The organism is Enterococcus sp. DIV0561 (genome assembly GCF_050539875.1).
Classification (GTDB): domain Bacteria; phylum Bacillota; class Bacilli; order Lactobacillales; family Enterococcaceae; genus Enterococcus; species Enterococcus faecalis.
Map to the genome: position 1 here is coordinate 1,318,157 of NZ_CP172927.1, position 17,631 is coordinate 1,335,787.

The 17,631-nt window shown below is 38.8% G+C and carries 18 protein-coding genes; all 18 read left to right on the forward strand.

Annotation, left to right across the window (positions count from 1 at the left end; genetic code table 11):
* The first annotated feature begins 28 nt into the window (after nucleotides 1–28).
* The 18 genes from mobA (at nucleotide 29) to IGM13_RS06505 (ending at nucleotide 17,524) form a co-directional block, all read left to right on the forward strand.
* Entirely contained in the window at nucleotides 29–604 is a 576-nt protein-coding gene (gene mobA / locus IGM13_RS06420) for a molybdenum cofactor guanylyltransferase (RefSeq protein WP_002361748.1), read from the forward strand.
* A gap of 15 nt (nucleotides 605–619) precedes the next feature.
* The gene (locus IGM13_RS06425; RefSeq protein WP_002357725.1) at nucleotides 620–1,444 is read left to right on the forward strand and encodes a formate/nitrite transporter family protein; all 825 of its coding nucleotides are present in this window, start codon (nucleotides 620–622) and stop codon (nucleotides 1,442–1,444) included.
* A complete protein-coding gene (locus IGM13_RS06430; RefSeq protein WP_002419767.1) occupies nucleotides 1,434–2,015 on the forward strand; it encodes a hypothetical protein in 582 nt (193 codons plus the stop codon). The genes IGM13_RS06425 and IGM13_RS06430 overlap by 11 nt, the downstream gene beginning before the upstream one ends.
* The gene (locus IGM13_RS06435; protein WP_002419766.1) at nucleotides 2,003–2,491 is read left to right on the forward strand and encodes an NAD(P)H-dependent oxidoreductase subunit E; all 489 of its coding nucleotides are present in this window, start codon (nucleotides 2,003–2,005) and stop codon (nucleotides 2,489–2,491) included. Before IGM13_RS06430 ends, IGM13_RS06435 begins: the two co-directional genes overlap by 13 nt.
* Before the next feature lie 11 nt (nucleotides 2,492–2,502).
* Entirely contained in the window at nucleotides 2,503–3,801 is a 1,299-nt protein-coding gene (locus IGM13_RS06440; protein WP_002419765.1) for a complex I 51 kDa subunit family protein, read from the forward strand.
* A gap of 2 nt (nucleotides 3,802–3,803) precedes the next feature.
* Nucleotides 3,804–6,524, forward strand: a complete 2,721-nt coding sequence (fdhF, locus tag IGM13_RS06445; protein ID WP_002419764.1) for a formate dehydrogenase subunit alpha — start codon at nucleotides 3,804–3,806, stop codon at nucleotides 6,522–6,524.
* Between the two features lie 17 nt (nucleotides 6,525–6,541).
* Entirely contained in the window at nucleotides 6,542–7,744 is a 1,203-nt protein-coding gene (locus tag IGM13_RS06450) for a molybdopterin molybdotransferase MoeA (protein ID WP_048945293.1), read from the forward strand.
* A gap of 408 nt (nucleotides 7,745–8,152) precedes the next feature.
* A complete protein-coding gene (gene moaC, locus IGM13_RS06455; protein ID WP_002397254.1) occupies nucleotides 8,153–8,662 on the forward strand; it encodes a cyclic pyranopterin monophosphate synthase MoaC in 510 nt (169 codons plus the stop codon).
* Complete coding sequence (gene moaA, locus IGM13_RS06460; protein WP_080114283.1) at nucleotides 8,659–9,633, forward strand: GTP 3',8-cyclase MoaA; 975 nt, start codon at nucleotides 8,659–8,661, stop codon at nucleotides 9,631–9,633. Before moaC ends, moaA begins: the two co-directional genes overlap by 4 nt.
* Before the next feature lie 2 nt (nucleotides 9,634–9,635).
* The gene (locus IGM13_RS06465) at nucleotides 9,636–10,070 is read left to right on the forward strand and encodes an MOSC domain-containing protein (RefSeq protein ID WP_002410706.1); all 435 of its coding nucleotides are present in this window, start codon (nucleotides 9,636–9,638) and stop codon (nucleotides 10,068–10,070) included.
* Nucleotides 10,063–10,545 carry a MogA/MoaB family molybdenum cofactor biosynthesis protein gene (locus tag IGM13_RS06470; protein WP_002361756.1) on the forward strand — a complete coding sequence of 161 codons (483 nt, stop codon included), beginning with the start codon at nucleotides 10,063–10,065 and terminating at the stop codon, nucleotides 10,543–10,545. Before IGM13_RS06465 ends, IGM13_RS06470 begins: the two co-directional genes overlap by 8 nt.
* A gap of 3 nt (nucleotides 10,546–10,548) precedes the next feature.
* Complete coding sequence (locus tag IGM13_RS06475; protein WP_002419762.1) at nucleotides 10,549–11,520, forward strand: molybdopterin-binding protein; 972 nt, start codon at nucleotides 10,549–10,551, stop codon at nucleotides 11,518–11,520.
* An 18-nt stretch (nucleotides 11,521–11,538) separates the two neighbouring features.
* The gene (gene modA / locus IGM13_RS06480; protein WP_002360416.1) at nucleotides 11,539–12,339 is read left to right on the forward strand and encodes a molybdate ABC transporter substrate-binding protein; all 801 of its coding nucleotides are present in this window, start codon (nucleotides 11,539–11,541) and stop codon (nucleotides 12,337–12,339) included.
* An 8-nt stretch (nucleotides 12,340–12,347) separates the two neighbouring features.
* The gene (gene modB, locus IGM13_RS06485) at nucleotides 12,348–13,019 is read left to right on the forward strand and encodes a molybdate ABC transporter permease subunit (protein ID WP_002357709.1); all 672 of its coding nucleotides are present in this window, start codon (nucleotides 12,348–12,350) and stop codon (nucleotides 13,017–13,019) included.
* A complete protein-coding gene (locus IGM13_RS06490) occupies nucleotides 13,016–14,020 on the forward strand; it encodes an ATP-binding cassette domain-containing protein (protein WP_002419761.1) in 1,005 nt (334 codons plus the stop codon). Before modB ends, IGM13_RS06490 begins: the two co-directional genes overlap by 4 nt.
* 121 nt (nucleotides 14,021–14,141) lie before the next feature.
* The gene (locus tag IGM13_RS06495) at nucleotides 14,142–16,244 is read left to right on the forward strand and encodes a heavy metal translocating P-type ATPase (protein ID WP_048945270.1); all 2,103 of its coding nucleotides are present in this window, start codon (nucleotides 14,142–14,144) and stop codon (nucleotides 16,242–16,244) included.
* 268 nt (nucleotides 16,245–16,512) lie between these two features.
* The gene (zapA, locus tag IGM13_RS06500) at nucleotides 16,513–16,956 is read left to right on the forward strand and encodes a cell division protein ZapA (protein ID WP_002357706.1); all 444 of its coding nucleotides are present in this window, start codon (nucleotides 16,513–16,515) and stop codon (nucleotides 16,954–16,956) included.
* A gap of 19 nt (nucleotides 16,957–16,975) precedes the next feature.
* Entirely contained in the window at nucleotides 16,976–17,524 is a 549-nt protein-coding gene (locus IGM13_RS06505) for a CvpA family protein (RefSeq protein WP_002357705.1), read from the forward strand.
* Nucleotides 17,525–17,631: the final 107 nt, after the last annotated feature.

Here is a 17,631-nt window from a genome sequence, read left to right on the forward strand (position 1 = left end):
TTGAACTAATAAAAATTATGGTAAAGGAGTGGCGAAAATTATTGCTGATTGTACAGCAGTGCTGTTATGCGGCGGGAAAAGTTCACGGATGGGATTTGATAAAGCATTATTGAAAATTCAAGGCCAATACGTGATCTTGCAAACAGCTGAAAAGTTAATGGAACTGTTCGAAGAGGTTATTTTAGTAACGAATGATAGTCAAAAATTTCCTAAGGCGTTTAGAAAATGCACAATCATTCAAGATATGTATCTTGGAAAGGGGCCATTAGGTGGGATTGTGACAGCAATGAACTATACTCAGAAAGCTGAAGTGTTTGTAATTGCCTGTGATATACCAACTTTTTCTCCTAAACTTGTGTATCAGTTAGCCTCTAAGCGTGGACAAAATCAAGTAACAATCTTTGATTTTGAAGGTCGTCAAGAACCATTATTTGGCTTTTATCGATGTTCTTGTTTACCAACATTTCAAAAACAGCTTGCGCAAAATAACTATCAGATTCGGCAAGAATTTGAGCATCTATCTGTAAAAACGGTGCAACTATCAAAAGAGAATCAACTTAAAAATGTCAATCGAAAAGAAGAATTGTCTCAGTGGTATCGATAAAAAGGAGGAATCGTAATGGATTTTTTCAGTAGTGAAGAAATAGTTGCAAGCTTAGGTGATAAGGCAGAAATGAAAGGGAAATTATCGTTTGTTCGGCTCTGTATTTTAGGCATCATGGCTGGTTTTTGTATTGCACTGGGTTACTTGGCGTTTATTCGTATCACTGGAACCGCCCCCACAGAATGGGGAAGTTTTAACAATTTTCTGGGTGGAGCTTTATTTCCAGTCGGATTGATAGCGCTTACTTTTGTTGGTGGTGAGTTAGCAACAGGCAATATGATGGTAATGACATTAGGCGTATTACAAAAAAAGGTTCGAGTGGGCGCTCTTTGTTATAACTGGATAGTTGTTTTATTGACCAATTGTCTAGGCGGATTTCTTGTGGCGTATTTATTTGGCCATATTGTTGGGTTAACTGAAGGTGCGTTTCTGGATAAAACAGTCGCAGTTGCTCAGGCGAAAATTGCTGATCCACCGCTAGTTGCTTTTGTTTCAGGGATTGGCTGTAATATTTTTGTTTGTTTAGCGGTTTATCTCGGAGCGTTGGCAAAATCATATTTAGGTAAAATGTTTGGCTTATGGTTTCCTGTCATGGTTTTCGTTGTTTGTGGGTTTCAACACGTGGTCGCCAATGCATTTATTATTCCAGCGGCAATTTTTTCACAAAGCACCACAATCAGTTGGTGGGATTATTTGCAAAATACACTATGGGTATTTTTAGGCAATGCGGTAGGGGGCAGTCTTTTTATGGCCGTACCATTGATCTTTATGACAAAACCAGCAACTGTCAAACCAAGAGTTGAGAAAACGATTCAGACGGAGGAGCTCTATGGCAATTGAGGTACCAAACATGATTCAAATTGGATCTACTGGTCGGAATAGTGGCAAAACGACATTAGCCGAAGACCTTATTAAACAGTACCAAGAAGTCTATCCAATTTATGGCTTGAAGATTATTACGATTAGTGGTCAACGAGGGGTGTGTCAACGAGGCACAAAAGGATGCGGAATTTGTACCAGTATTACAGCTGGTTATGAATTAGTAGAAGAGCAAGAGACGATTGGCAATAAAGATACCATGAAATTATTAGCTGCAGGTTGTCAAAAAGTTTTTCTATTGAAAGTTTTTCAAGAAAATTTGGCGGAAGCCATTCAGCAATTTCTGAAAGCTGTGCCGGCCCAAGCATTAATCATTTGTGAATCAAATTCATTACGTAATGTTGTGCAGCCAGGACTATTTCTTATGATGAATAACCAGAATCGCCAAAAAGAATCAGCAAAAAAAGTCATAGATAAAGCCGATTTTTGTTTACTATCTGCTGAAATACCAAAAGAATTGCGTATCTATTATCAAGGAGAACAACTTCAAGTTTCACTAAAAAGGGGGAATAAAAAGGAATGTGTGCATTAAGCTTAATTGAAAAAGAAGCGATTATTCTAGAAAACGATGCTGATCCACAACGAATTTTAAATATTTTAATTGAATTACAATTTGCTTCAGAGGAAGGGTATATCGATCAGGAAACAGCTCAATTAGTTGCAGAGCATCTACATTTAACGGAAGCGCGAGTCTATGAAATCGTCAGTTTCTATGCCATTTTAAAGACGGAACCGCAAGCGAAGTATGTCTTGAAGATTTGTAACAGTACGCCGTGTCATTATACTGGTGGAGCGATGGTTGCAGAGGTTTTAGAAACCATTTTAGAAGTGCCAGAGAATCAGCCGACCCCAGATGGCTTATTTATGTATCACAGTATTCCTTGTATTGGGGCTTGTGATTTAGGTCCAGTAATTAAAATTAAGGACACCGTTTTTAGCCAACTAACAGAAGAGAAAATTTATCAATTAATTCAATATTTGCAAAATGATTGCTATGAAGGATTGTAGGAGGTGAGTCAATGCTTAAGAGAAACCAACCAATGTTATTAGAGAGAATGGGGAAAATGCAATCTGCGACCGATGTTGCTGAATATTGTAAATACGATGGATTTGATGGTTTAAAAAGAGCAATTTCACTATCGGATGAAGAAATTTTAAACGAACTGGATATTGCGCACTTAAGAGGTCGCGGTGGAGCAGCCTATCCTTTAGGAAAAAAATGGCGCCATCTTTATCATGCAAAAGGAACCACAAAGTACATTGTTTGTAATGCTGATGAAGGCGAACCAGGGACCTTTAAGGATAAAGTACTTTTATCTGAAGATCCATTGAGTGTGATTGAAGGAATGATCATTGCTGGCTATTTATTTTCAGCAAAAGCAGGTTATATTTATATGCGAGGAGAATATCGCAGAATCCAAAAAACATTTCAAGAAGCACTGGATAATGCACGACAAGCTGGCTTTTTAGGGGAAAACATTTTAGGAATTGAAGGATTTAATTATGATATTACGATTATTTCTGGTGCTGGCGCCTATATTTGTGGGGAAAATTCAGCACTTTTAAATTCAATTGAAGGAAAAACGGGGCGGCCGCGTGTCAAACCACCACACTTAGCAGATGTTGGCTTATATTTGCAACCAACATTAGTGAATAATGTTGAATCATTTGCAAGTGTTCCTGTAATTTTACGAGAAGGTGGACAAGCCTTTTTAGAGATGGGTACTGCCGATGGCGGCGGAACAAAGCTAATTTGTTTGTCTGGACATATTAAAAATCGGGGCTTATACGAGGTCAACCTTGGAACACCATTAGAAGAAATAATTTATGGCGAGCAATACGGCGGAGGCTCTGCAACTGGTCGAGCATTGAAATTTATTCACTTCGGTGGACAATCCGGTCCAATTGGTGCTGTCGCAACGTTAAGGGATTGTTTGTATTCCTACGAAGATTTATGGGCCCATGACTTATCTGTCGGCTCTGGTGCAATTGTAGTAATGGATGATTCAGTCAATGTTGTGGACTATTTAGTACACGTGGCGGCCTTTTTTGCTCATGAGTCCTGTGGTAAATGCACCCCTTGTCGATTGGGAACAACTAGGATTTTGGAATTATTGAGTAAATTCAATCGGAAAGAGGCAACAGCTAGTGATTTGCCACGATTGGAAAAGATGCTCACGCATGTCACGCGATTATCAGCTTGTGGTTTGGGCCAATCCGTCGCAACTTCAATGAAGAGTGCATTGGCTTTGTTTCCAGAAGAATTTGAAACGACTGCTGAAACAGAAATCTATGCCACCAGCAAAGGAGGTTGGTAAAAATGAAAACAAAGTTGCATACGCAAACAGTTACGTTGTCTATTGATAACCAAGAAGTAACTGTGCCTAAAGGGACTACCATTCTCGAAGCAGCGAAAGGGCTAGGTGTTGAAATCCCAACGCTCTGTCATTTAAAAGAATTAGCGCCTGATGGTTCTTGTCGGATGTGCGTGGTTGAGGTGGAAGGCGGCCGACGTGGTGGCTTAACAACTGCTTGTACGGCACATTGTCAAGAGGACATGGTTGTGTCAACGCATTCTGAAAAAGTTGCTGATTCCAGACGTTTTATTCTTGATTTATTATTGAGTAATCATAAATTAGAATGTTTTTCTTGTGGAAAAAACGGGGATTGTCAATTACAACAGTATGCGCTAGATTATGGGATTGATGCCACTAGCTTTACCGAGGGGAAAAGAATGCCTTGCCACCAAGAAGATACCAGTAATCCATTTTTCTCTTATGATCCAGAAAAGTGTATCATGTGTCGTCGTTGTGCCCGTGTCTGTCAATTGCGGCAGGGAAGAGATGTACTTAGTATTGCTAATCGTGGCTTTGAAACAAAAATGATGCCAAGTTATGGGCAGCCGTTTGATCAATCTATCTGTGAATCATGTGGCAATTGTGTCTCTTCCTGTCCTACAGGTGCGTTAACAGCAAAAGATACGAAAGAGTACCGCAAATGGGAAACCCAGAAAATCCCTACAACTTGTCCGCATTGTGGGACAGGCTGTCAGATGAATTTACTCGTTAAAAATAATCGTTTGGTGGGTGTTGAACCCCTGGATGGACCAGCTAATAAAAATTTACTTTGTGTGAAAGGAAAATTTGCTTCATATAAATTTGTTGGGTCAGGAGATCGCTTAACGGAGCCATTAATTAAACGGAATGGGATTTTTGAACCTGCTTCTTGGAAAGAAGCCTTAGCGCTTGTTTCGTCAAAATTTAACGAAATTAAAGCAGAAAACGGCGCGGATGCTCTTGCCGGTTTTTCGTGCTCTAGAGCGACAAATGAAGATAATTATGTCTTTCAAAAAATGGTGCGTGCTGCTTTTGGTACCAATAACGTTGATAACTGTGCCCGTGTTTGTCATTCGGCTTCGGTCCATGGTTTAGCCCAAACCTTAGGCTCTGGTGCGATGACTAATCCTATTGCTGATATCACTGAAGATGTCGACATGATTTTATTAGTAGGTTCCAATCCAGAAGAAGCTCATCCAGTTATTGGTGCGCAAATTCGCCAAGCTGTCCAAAGAGGAACGCAAGTTGTTGTTGTTGACCCGCGGAAAATTAACTTAGTGAAGGATAGTGCACTGCATTTACAAGTTCAGGCGGGAACGAATGTCGCATTTGCTAATGGCATGATGCATGTGATTTTGAAAGAAGGTTTAGCAGATCGCCACTTTATTGAAGAACGGACAGAAGGATTTTCAGATTTAGAAAAAATGGTGGCTGATTATACGCCGGAAAAAGTCGCAGAAATTTGTCATATTCATCCAGAAGATCTAATTCAAGCAGCACGCATGTATGCAAAAGCAGAAAAAGCACCAATCATTTATTGTTTAGGCGTAACGGAACATTCGACAGGAACTGAGGGTGTTATGAGTATGTCTAATTTGGCAATGTTGGTTGGTAAAGTTGGAAAACCTGGCTGTGGTGTCAATCCTTTGCGAGGTCAAAATAATGTTCAAGGTGCTTGCGATATGGGCTGTATGCCTTATGATTTCCCAGGATATCAAAAAGTCAATAATCCAGAAGTAATCGACAAATTTGAAAAAGCTTGGCATGTGCCGCTAAATCGAAACACCGGTTTAACTTCTACTAAAGTCTTGCCAGCAGCAACGGCAGGAAACGTCAAAGGCCTTTATATTTTTGGAGAAGATCCAATTGTTACGGATCCAGACACAGGACATGTTCGTCAAGCTTTAGAAAGTTTAGACTTTTTAGTCGTTCAAGAATTATTTATGACCGAAACGGCTGCTTATGCAGATGTTGTTTTACCTGGCATCAGTTATGCAGAAAAAGATGGGACATTTACAAATACAGAACGGCGCGTGCAAAGAGTCCGCAAAGCTGTTGAACCAAGGGGACAAGCGCGAGAAGACTATGAAATTTTTTGTGAAGTCATGACACGGATGGGCTATCCTTGTGCGTATGAATCTGCAAAAGAAATTATGGAAGAAATTTCAGCTGTGACGCCTTCGTTTGGTGGAATTAATTATGAACGTTTAGAGAAGGAGAGCTTACAATGGCCTTGTCGTAGCTTGACAGATCCAGGCACGCCGATTATGCATGTGGGCAGTTTTGCTCGTGGGAAAGGTTTATTTAAAGCAATTCCGTATAAGCAAGCACAAGAATTACCAGATGAAGAGTACCCGTATTTAATGTCGACAGGCCGAATGCTTTACCATTACAATACCCGAGCAATGACAGGACGAACGGAAGGGATTAACCAAATAGCGAATCACTCTTATATTGAGATAAATGCCGTCGATGCACAAGCTCTGGGAATCCAAGAAGGTGACAAAGTTGAAGTTCATTCTCGACGTGGCAAAATCGAAACCTATGCGGCTGTCGGAAATCGAGTATTTCCGCAAGAAGTCTTTATGACATTCCACTTTCCAGATGGGAATGTTAACGAAATTACCAATGCTGTATTTGATGATATCGCCACAATTCCTGAATATAAAGTTTGTGCCGTTGCGATTAAACCAGTGAATAAATAAAAAAGGATGGTTAAAACATGATCGAGTTGGAAGAAGCACGAGAGAAAATGACCCAACATATGAAGAGTCAATGTGAAACAGAAGAAGTGGCGCTGCTTGATTCCTTGGGGCGGATTAGCGGAGAAACCATTTTTGCAGAGACAGCGATTCCTCATTTTCCTCGTGCCGGGATGGATGGGTATGCCGTTCGTGCAGTAGAAACACGAGGTGCGACTGCTGAAAGCCCAAGTTGTTTAAAAGTCGTTGGTTCTTTAGTGGCAGGGGATTCCATGTTTTATTGTAATCAGACGAATAACTGTGCGATTAAAATAACGACAGGTGCTTTTATTCCAACCGATTTTGATGCTGTAGTGCCACAAGAATGGACGGATTTTGGGCAGGACCATGTTAAAATTTTTCGCTCTGTCACTGCGGGCCAAAACTATGCGGAAATTGGAGAAGATATTGCTTTTCAGCAAAAAATTTTAGCAAAACATCAACAGATTAATAGTCGTATGATTGGTTTGTTGGCAATGCAAGGGATTGATAAAGTTGTTGTTTTGAAGCGCATGAAAGTGGGGATTTTAGCGACCGGTAGTGAGTTAGTTTCTTTGGAAGAACCGCTGTCAGTTGGGAAAATTTATAATAGTAATCTCTACATGTTAGCAGCTTTTGTCAAAGCGAGTGGTAATGAAGTAATCCACCTAGACCATTGTTCAGATGACCCTGAAGAATTAGCGAAGAGGCTGATTGAGATTTCACCAAAACTTGATTTATTAATTACTTGTGGTGGTGTTTCGGCAGGTGAAAAGGACAATTTACCTTTAGCGATTAAACGTATCGGAGGAACAGAGTTGTTTCATTTTGTAAATATGAAACCTGGAACCCCAGTTATGGGAAGTCAATTTCAAGAAACACTCATTTTAAGCGTTTCAGGCAATCCGTTTGCGGCAATGGTTAATTTACATCTTTTTTACTGGACATTATTAGCTACTTTTTTTAATTGTGTTGAGTTAAATCTAAAGGAACGAACAGTAATTTTAGCGCATGAATTAGCCCCCAGTAGACTACGTCGATTTTACCGAGCGAAAGAAATAGATGGCACAGTAAATTTAGTGACAAAAAGTCATCTTTCATCCAATTTATCAAATACTTTAGAAACAAATTGTCTGCTAGAACAACCAGCTGGTGTACTACTCAAAAAAGGCGCGCTTGTAAAAGTCTATTATTGGCAAACTTGATGACAACCTGACCTAAGATTAGTATGAAAGTAAGAGCCTGGAACAAAAATCATTTTGGATTTTTGTTCCAGGCTTAAAAATTGATAAACGGCGGGAACAGAAGCAACTCCTTCGGAAATAAGCCGAAATTCTCCAAAAATTATAGAACAATTTTCGGAAATTCCTTCTTATTTCTCGGAGTTAAGCACTTCTGTCCCGACCTCTTATTGCTTATCAAGTTTTAAGACTTAGACAAAAGTCTGGTCAGGCTAAGCAAAGCACGTAATTTTTGTCGCTTAACGTTTTTTTACTTCGATTTCTCGCTAAAAAAAATTGTGGATGCCAGATTGTTTTTTTGATGCAAGAGTGATACACTTGAAAAAGAAGTATTGTGTAAACGTTAACAAATGTCAAATGTGAGGTGGAGAAATGGTTCAAAGTAAGGAATTTACGCACTTGAATACACAAGGAGAAGTGCACATGGTTGATATTTCGGAAAAAAATGACACTGAAAGAACAGCCCTCGCTTATGGAGAAATTCACATGTTGGAAGCGACAGCAGAAGCGATCCAGACCCAAATGATTAAAAAAGGTGAAGTATTACAGGTAGCAAGAGTCGCTGGGATTACCGCCGCAAAACGAACGTTTGAATGGATTCCTTTGTGTCATTTGGTTGCTTTGACAAAGTGTGAAATTCAGTTTAATTGGCGCAATCAAACTTGTTTAGAAGTACGTTGCTTTACAAAAACAGTGGGTTCAACTGGCGTTGAAATGGAAGCGCTAACAGGTGTGCAGGCAGCACTCTTAACAATTTATGATATGTGTAAAGCAATTGATCGAGGAATGACAATGACAAACATTGGTTTATTAGAGAAAAATGGTGGACGCAGTGGTCATTTCATTCGTTCTTCAATTAAATCAAAGGAAAGTGATGAGTGAACAGCATGAAAGATGCATTTAACCGTGAAATTGATTATGTTCGTTTGTCTTTAACAGATCGTTGTGACTTACGTTGCACGTATTGCATGCCAGCAACAGGTCTTTGCTTTTTAAAAAAAGAGCAGCTTCTAACAGATGATGAGATTATTTTTTTACTGAGGATATTAGCGAAAGAAGGCATCAAAAAAGTTAAATTAACAGGTGGTGAACCGCTTGTTAGACCGAATTTACTCTCTTTAATTAAAAGGATAAAGCAAATCTCAGGCATCGAAAAAGTAACCCTAACAACTAATGGTATGAAGTTAGCTCGTGAGGCTCAAGGGTTAAAAGAGGCGGGCTTGGACGGCATTAATATTAGCTTAGACACTTTGGATCCAGAAGAATTTCGAGAAATAACAAGAGTTGGTCAGTTAAGGAATGTTCTGGCGGGCTTAGAACAAGTGATTGATGCGGGACTACCTAATATCAAAATTAATACTGTAGCTAGGAAAGAGCTAAGTGAAGCAACAATTGTAGAACTGGCTGAAATCGCTAAGAAAGAGACTGTCCACCTTCGTTTCATTGAAATGATGCCAATTGGATTAGGAAAGGAGCATCCAGGTAAGCAGCAAGAAGAAGTAGAAGCCATTTTAACCAAACATTATGGAATGTTGCAACCATACCAAAAACCATTGGGCAATGGCCCTGCTAGTTATTACGCCTTAAAAGATTTTAAAGGGAAAATAGGTTTTATTAGTGCATTAGGGCATTGTTTTTGCGAGACGTGCAATCGAATCCGAATTACTGCAGACGGCCATTTAAAAACGTGCCTGCATTCTGCAGACGGCTACTCGTTAAAGGAAGCTTTAGCTAAGGAACAAACAGCAGAATTGTTAGGGATTATCAAGAGTGGCATTGCCTGTAAGCCTGAAAAACATCTTTTCTTGGAACAACAAGGAGAACAACGATTTATGTCACAAATAGGAGGGTAAGTATGAAAACAGGAGAAATTATTGCAATAAATATTAGCCCACGAAGAGGCACACAGAAAAAGGAAATTCCTGAAGTCAACTTAATTAAAGGCTTTGGATTAGAAAATGATGCGCACGGCGGTAATTGGCATCGACAAGTCAGTTTGTTATCTTTTGAAGAAATAACGGCTTTCAATGAAAAAGGAGCTCGGGTTGGCAATGGTGCTTTCGGGGAAAACATAATCGTCTCAGGGATTGATTTACGTCAATTACCTGTTGGAACGAAATTGAAAATAGGCGATTCCGAATTGGTGGTTACTCAAATTGGGAAAGAGTGCCATAAACACTGTCAGATTTATGCGCGAGTGGGCGATTGCATCATGCCTAGAGAAGGAATCTTTGCAGTTGTTGTGACAGAAGGTCATATTAAAAAAGGAGACCAGTTAGACGTTGTTTAAAGTGGGCATTGTAACATTAAGTGATCGTTGCTTTCAAGGACTTGCTGTCGACCAATCGGGTCCCTTGATTCGTGAACAGTTACCTGCGCTCTACCAGGTAACCAAACAAACCATTTTACCAGATGAAGAAAATCAATTAGTAGAGCTATTGCAAGAGTGGTCTAAGACCTGTGATTTGATTTTAACGACAGGCGGCACAGGGTTGAGTGAACGGGATCGGACCCCAGAAGCTACCTTACGTGTAGCAGAGCGAATCATTCCTGGGATCAGTGAGGGCTTGCGTCAACTTAGCTTGGAAAAAACACCATTTGCTATGTTAAGTCGAGGCGTTTCTGTTCAAAGAGGACGCACGCTCATTGTTAATTTGCCTGGTAGCCCGAAAAGTGTAACAGAACATTTGCATTTTTTGTTGCCTGTTTTGCCCCACGCTTTGGATTTAATCACAAATAAAAAAATCATACATGATGAGGAATAAACCATGAAAACAATTCGAACAGAACAGGCAGTTGGCCTTCCGTTGAGTCATGATATTACGCGAATTGACTATGGAAAGACCAAGGAAGTGTGTTTTAAAAAAGGACATATAGTTGTTCAAGAAGATATTCCAATTCTTTTATCATTAGGGAAAAAACATCTGTTTGTTTCCTTGGATCCAGCAGAAATACATGAAGAAGAGGCAGCGACATTTTTGTATAACCTGTTAACAGATGACTCATGTCAGCCGAGTGAAGTCCATGAAGGAAAAATTGTTGCTAAAGCTAGCACGAGAGGTCTTTTAAAAGTCAATCGAGAAAAATTAATTGCTTTAAATGAAATTGAAGGTCTCGCCTTGTCAACTAAAGTTACCAATATAGAAGTTCAGAAAGATGAAAAAGTTGCAGCCTTTCGAGTGATTCCACTAACGATTTCTAAAAGCCAATTAGAAAAGGCACGCCAGCTCAGCACGTCTGAGCCACTAATCTCTGTGAAACCTTTCAAAAAAATACGGGTCGGGATTGTAACTACTGGCAGTGAAGTTTACACAGGATTGGTTGAGGATGCTTTTTACCCTGTGTTAAAAGCCAAGTTCTCCGCGTATCCTTTAGTTACGATTGTCAAGCAAGAAATTGTCGATGATCAGCCGCAAAAAATTACTGTTGCGATCAAAAAGATGTTAGCACAAGGGTTTGATCTGATTGTTTGTACAGGTGGTATGAGTGTAGATCCTGATGATTTGACACCGTTAGCAATTAAGCAGACAGGTGCTGAAATCGTAACCCATGGGACACCAGTCTTACCAGGTTCAATGTTTTTGCTAGCTTATAAAGGAGAGCAAACGATCATTGGCTTACCAGGCGGTGTTTTATTTTCAGAAAAAACGGTTTTTGATTTGTTGTTACCAAGATTAATGGCCAAAGAAGTGATAAAAAAATCTGAAATTATTGACTTGAGTTATGGCGGGTATTTATAAAAGAAAAGAGGCGTTCAAATGTCTAAACAAAAAAAGGCTGTGTTCCTGCTTAGTTTATTCAGTTTAGTTGCCCTAATTGCTGCATGTACGAATCAGCCGCAAAAAGAAACAGTTTCAACAAAAAAAGAAGAAATAACCCTTGCGGCAGCAGCTAGCTTAGAATCAGTCATGGAGAAGAAAATTATTCCTGCCTTTGAAAAAGAGCATCCAGATATTCAGGTAACTGGAACCTATGATAGTTCTGGAAAATTACAGATGCAAATTGAAAAAGGCCTAAAAGCCGATGTATTTTTCTCGGCTTCGACAAAACAAATGAATGCATTGGTTGCAGAAAAACTAATTAATAAGAAAAGTGTCGTTCCTTTATTGGAAAACCAGCTCGTTCTAATCGTACCTAATCAAGATCAAGCAAAGTGGCATGATTTTTCTGATTTAAAAAAGGCCCAAATGATAGCAATTGGTGATCCTGCGAGTGTTCCAGCTGGTCAATATGCCGAAGAAGGCTTAAAAGCTTTAGGTGCTTGGTCCTATGTAGAAAAACACGCAAGCTTTGGCACGAATGTAACAGAAGTCCTTGAATGGGTAGCTAATGCAAGTGCAGAAGCTGGCTTAGTTTATGCGACAGATGCAGCAACCAATTCAAAAGTAGCGATTGTTGCGGCCATGCCTGAAGCTGCTTTGAAAAAGCCAATCATCTATCCAGTTGGTAAAGTTGCCGCCTCTAAGAAACAAAAATCAGCGGATGCTTTTTTAAATTTTTTACAGAGTCAACAATGCAGAAAATATTTTGAAAATATTGGCTTTAAGTTAACAAAGTAGGTGGGAAAATGGATGTTCGACCAATTCTTTTATCTTTTCAGACAGCAATAATCGCCATTTTATTTACTTTTGTTTTAGGAACAGGCGTTGCGTATATTGTTTTTCGTTTGAAAAATCGTAAATTAAAAATTCTTTTGAATAGTTTATTTACGTTGCCATTAGTTTTACCGCCGACTGTTTTTGGTTTTTTTCTCTTAACTATTTTTGGTGTTCAGCAACCAGTGGGCCAGTTTTTACTTGATTTTTTTGCCATTCAAGTTGTTTTTTCGTGGCCAGCTACGGTTATTGCTGCCGTTGCTGTTTCATTTCCTTTAATGTATCGTTCAGCCTTAACGGCGTTTGAACAAATGGATAGTGAATTGTTGGCGGTAGCCCAGACACTTGGGTTTTCGGAAAGTCGATATTTTAGAAAAATTGCGCTACCTTTGTCGATGAACGGTCTCTTGGCCGGTGGCGTGTTAGCCTTTGCCCGTGGGTTAGGCGAATTTGGAGCGACGACAATGTTAGCAGGGAATATTGCTGGCAAAACAAGAACGCTTCCTTTAGCTATCTACTCTGCTGTAGCAAGTGGGGATTGGCGCTTAGCCAATCAATATGTTGTAATTATGTTATTACTTTGCCTGATTATTTTATTTTTTACGGAATTTTTTAGTCAGCGCGCTTGGAGAAGATCGGAATGAGATTAATTGTTGATATTCAAAAAGAATTGAAAAGTCATACTTTGCAAATTCAGTTTGAAACAAAGACGCAAACAACAGGAATTTTAGGTGCTTCTGGTTGTGGCAAGAGTATGTTATTAAAATGTATTGCGGGTGTTGAGACTGCGGATAAAGGTCAGATTGTTTTAAATGATCAAGTCTTATTCGATGCTGAAAAAAAGATCAATTTGTCGCCGCAACAACGAAAAATTGGTCTTTTGTTTCAGCAGTATGCGTTGTTCCCTCATTTGTCGGTAGTAGAAAATCTCACGTGCGTGACAAAAGATTTACAATTGGTCACTCAATTGCTTGCGTCTTTTCACTTAACTAAAGTCCAACAACAATATCCTAGTCAACTTTCTGGAGGACAAAGACAACGAGTGGCTTTTGCGCGAATGCTAGCGGCTCAGCCGGCTTACCTGTTATTAGATGAGCCATTTTCCGCATTAGATGCACCCTTAAAGGAAGAGCTGCAAATTGAACTTCAACAGCGATTAAGTAATTTAAATCAACATGCCTTAATTGTGAGTCATAGTTTAGATGAACTGTATAAGTTATGTCAGAGTTTAGTGATAATCACAAAAAGCAAAACACTTTTTGGTGCAACAAATCAATTATTTAACCAACCTCAAACGATTGAAGCAGCTAAACTCACTGGTTGTAAAAATATTTGGCCTGTCAAACGCATAGATGCGCACAGAGTCCAAGTGATTGGTTGGCAACAAACACTAATGGTTACACAAGAAGTTCCTATTTCTTGTCATTCTATTGGTATTCGGGCCCATGATTTCACAACAGAACCGCAGGCAACCAATCAAATCGAAGTGCATCACTTACAAACATTGTCAGCACCTTTTGAACAAAGTGCTTGGTTTCAACACCAACAAACCAAAATTTGGTGGAAAGGCAGCAATAGACTCAATCCGAAAGTTATTACTCAGTTATCCATTCCACCTACAGCAATTATGCCATTATGTCTATAAAATAGAAAAAGATTACGTGAAGCGGTTGACATATGATTGCATCTTCATTTATAATAGATTCATGAAAGGTTATTCATGTAAACGGAATAATCGCTATTATATAGGGAGTGAAGGTGTTTAAATGCAAAAGAGTTATAAACTAGAAGGACTTGATTGTGCAAGTTGTGCAGACAAAATTGAAAAATCTGTCCAAAAAATTCACGGAGTAGAAAAAGCGCGTGTGGACTTCATGGCTGAAAAAATGACACTGGAAGTTGAATCAGGACATGATTTAGAAGTCGAAAATGAAGCGCGTGCAGTGATTGGTAAGTTAGAACCAGATGTCAAAGTTATTTCTTTAAAAGATGTCAAAGAAGAAGAAGGACGTAATCCCAATAAGAATCGCTTAATTCGTATCATTATTGCATTTGTTTTATTTTTAGCACTTATTATCATTAAGCCAAGTAATAATTGGGTTGCTTTGGCGTCTTATTTAGTCGTTTATGTCTTAATTGGTGGCGACATTGTCAAACGAGCGGTAACGAATATTTTTCGTGGGGAAGTGTTTGATGAAAATTTCTTAATGTCTGTGGCAACGATTGGGGCATTCTTTATTGGGGAATATCCCGAAGCTGTGGCAGTAATGTTGTTCTACCAAGTCGGCGAATGGTTCCAAAGTGCTGCGGTTGATCAATCCAGAAAATCAATTGCCAAATTAATGGATATTCGTCCGGATTCAGCAAATCTTTTAGTAAATGGACAAATAAAAGCGGTCGCTCCAGATACAATTGAAATTGGGCAACAAATATTAGTGAAACCAGGTGAAAAAGTTCCATTAGATGGTCAAATTATTGATGGCTCAAGTATGGTAGATACCTCTGCGTTGACTGGTGAATCCGTTCCGAGAAAGGTCAAAGTCGGCGATGAAATCTTAGGTGGTTTTATCAATAAAAATGGGGCCTTGACCATTAATGTTACGAAAAAATTTGGGGATTCAACAGTTAGCAAAATTTTAGATTTAGTTGAAAATGCTAGCAGTAAAAAAGCCCCTGCAGAAAACTTTATTTCTAAATTTGCTCGTTACTATACACCAGTTGTCGTTGTTTTAGCTGTCTTATTGGCAGTGATTCCACCATTTATTTTCCCTGATACTTCTATTAATGAATGGGTTTATCGGGCATTAACGTTCTTGGTTATTTCTTGTCCATGTGCCTTAGTCATTTCTGTTCCTTTAAGTTTCTTCGGTGGAATTGGCGGAGCCAGCAAACTAGGTGTTTTAATTAAAGGAAGCAACTATTTAGAAATTTTAGCGAATACGGAAACGATTGTTTTTGATAAAACTGGTACGCTAACAAAAGGAAATTTTGTGGTTCAAAACATAACTAGTGTTGTTTTACCCGAAGAAGAGTTGTTACGTTTAACAGCAACAGCAGAACAATTATCCACTCATCCTATTGCTATTTCTATTAAAGAAAGCTATGGCAAAGAAACTGTTCCAGCAACAGCAATTGAAGAGGTTGCCGGACACGGTATCAAAGCCACAATTGAAGGCAAAACAGTTTTAGTCGGTAATGCGAAGTTAATGAAACAATTTGGTATCGAAGCACCAGAAGTGAAGGAAGCGGGAACTTTAATTTTTGTCGCTATTGATAATCAATTTGCAGGCTACTTAGTGATTGCGGATCAATTGAAACCAGATGCCATTTCAGCAATAAAAGAATTAAAAGCTGAAGGGGTCAAACAAACTGTTATGCTGACTGGAGACAATCAACAAGTTGCAGAAGCTATTGCAAAAGAAGTTGGTGTTGACAAAGTTTATGCAGAACTTTTACCAGATGGCAAAGTGGATCGTTTAGAAGAGTTGTTAAAAGCATCTTCACCTAAAAACAAAGTTGCCTTTGTTGGTGATGGTATGAATGATGCACCTGTTTTAGCCCGGGCTGATGTTGGGATTGCCATGGGTGGTTTAGGAAGTGACGCGGCAATTGAAGCTGCTGATGTGGTGATTATGAATGATGAACCAAGTCGTATCGCCTCTGCGATTAAATTATCAAGAAAAACATTGAGAATTGTTAAACAAAACATTATCTTTGCGATTGCTGTTAAAATCATTGTTTTGGTACTAGGTGCATTAGGCTTGGCTTCAATGCAAGCAGCAGTCTTTGCTGATGTTGGTGTAACTATTATCGCTGTTTTAAATGCTATGCGTTGTTTACGTGTAGAAAAGATGAAAGATAATAACTAAGCCTTAAAAAGTACAGCTGAAACAAACATTTTTAGCTGATTATCAGGCTTTGAGCGTGGGACAAAAATCACTTTGACTTTTTGTTCCACGCTTTTTCTCCTACACAATTTCTATTCGTTCTTAAATTGCCAGAGTTCTTGTAAAGAAATCTTTAAATTTTTCGCTTTGTGGCATATAATAAGAGAGAATTTGTACGAAAATTGCGCTTCGCTTTTTTTTCATGGTACAATAAGCAAGAATGGATTGATTTACAGGAGGGAACCTCAACATGGCATCAAATGAAAAAACACGATATAAAGCAATCATTGCAGACCATACGTATACAATTATTGGCCAAGAGTCAAAACAACATATGGATTTAGTCACAAAAATTGTCAACGAACAACTGGCGGAAATTAAACATCTTTCTCCGCAAACTGATACGGAACAAGCTTCTGTTTTATTAGCAATTAATGCAATTTCAGATCAACTAAAAAAACAAGAATATGCTTTAAAATTGGAAAAACAAGTAGCAGATTTAAAACAGAAAACCATTCGTTTGGCTGAATTAGAGAATCGTGTGCGCCGAATGGAAATTATCGAAGAAGAAGCACGGGATGTTTTGAAAAAGAATGGACAAGAAGATGTAGAAATTCATAATCATGTGGAAGCCCAACAAATTTTGAATGAAAATCGAAAACAGCAGATTCAAAATAAAGGTGTTTCGGAGTAGTTCCTGAAAGGATGACAAGATGTTAACAATACTTATTTTATTACTTTTAGCCTTTGGATTTTATACAGGAGCTAAACGAGGCTTGATTTTACAAGTGCTCTATTCGGTAGGTTACTTAATTTCATATTTTGTTGCTCGAACCTATTACAAAGAGGTCGCCTCTCATTTAGAATTGTATATTCCATATCCATCGGTTACGCCAACGTCAAAGCTTGTCTTTTTTAATCAAGAGATTTCTTTAGACTTAGACAAAGCCTTTTATTCAGCGGTTGCGTTTCTATTATTGCTGTTTGCAGGCTGGTTAGTCGTTCGTTTTTTAGCTATCTTTTTACATGGATTAACATTTATTCCAGTTTTGAAACAGGTAAATGGACTATTAGGTGGCGTATTAAGTGTTCTTGTATTATACGTGGGTCTTTTTCTAGTGTTAGCTACGGCGTCAATGATTCCGTCAGATATTGTCCAAAATCAGTTTCGGTCAAGTGGCTTGGCACGAGGCATTGTAAAAAATACCCCAATTCTAACAAAACAAGCATATGAATTATGGGTTGAACCAATTACGAAATAAAGCTGAATGGGACTGAGATAGAGATAAGAAGTAAGTGAGCAAAAGCGAAACTTCTTATGTTATGTCTCAGTCTTTTCAACAAATGAAAAAGTTAGAAAAGTAGGTGG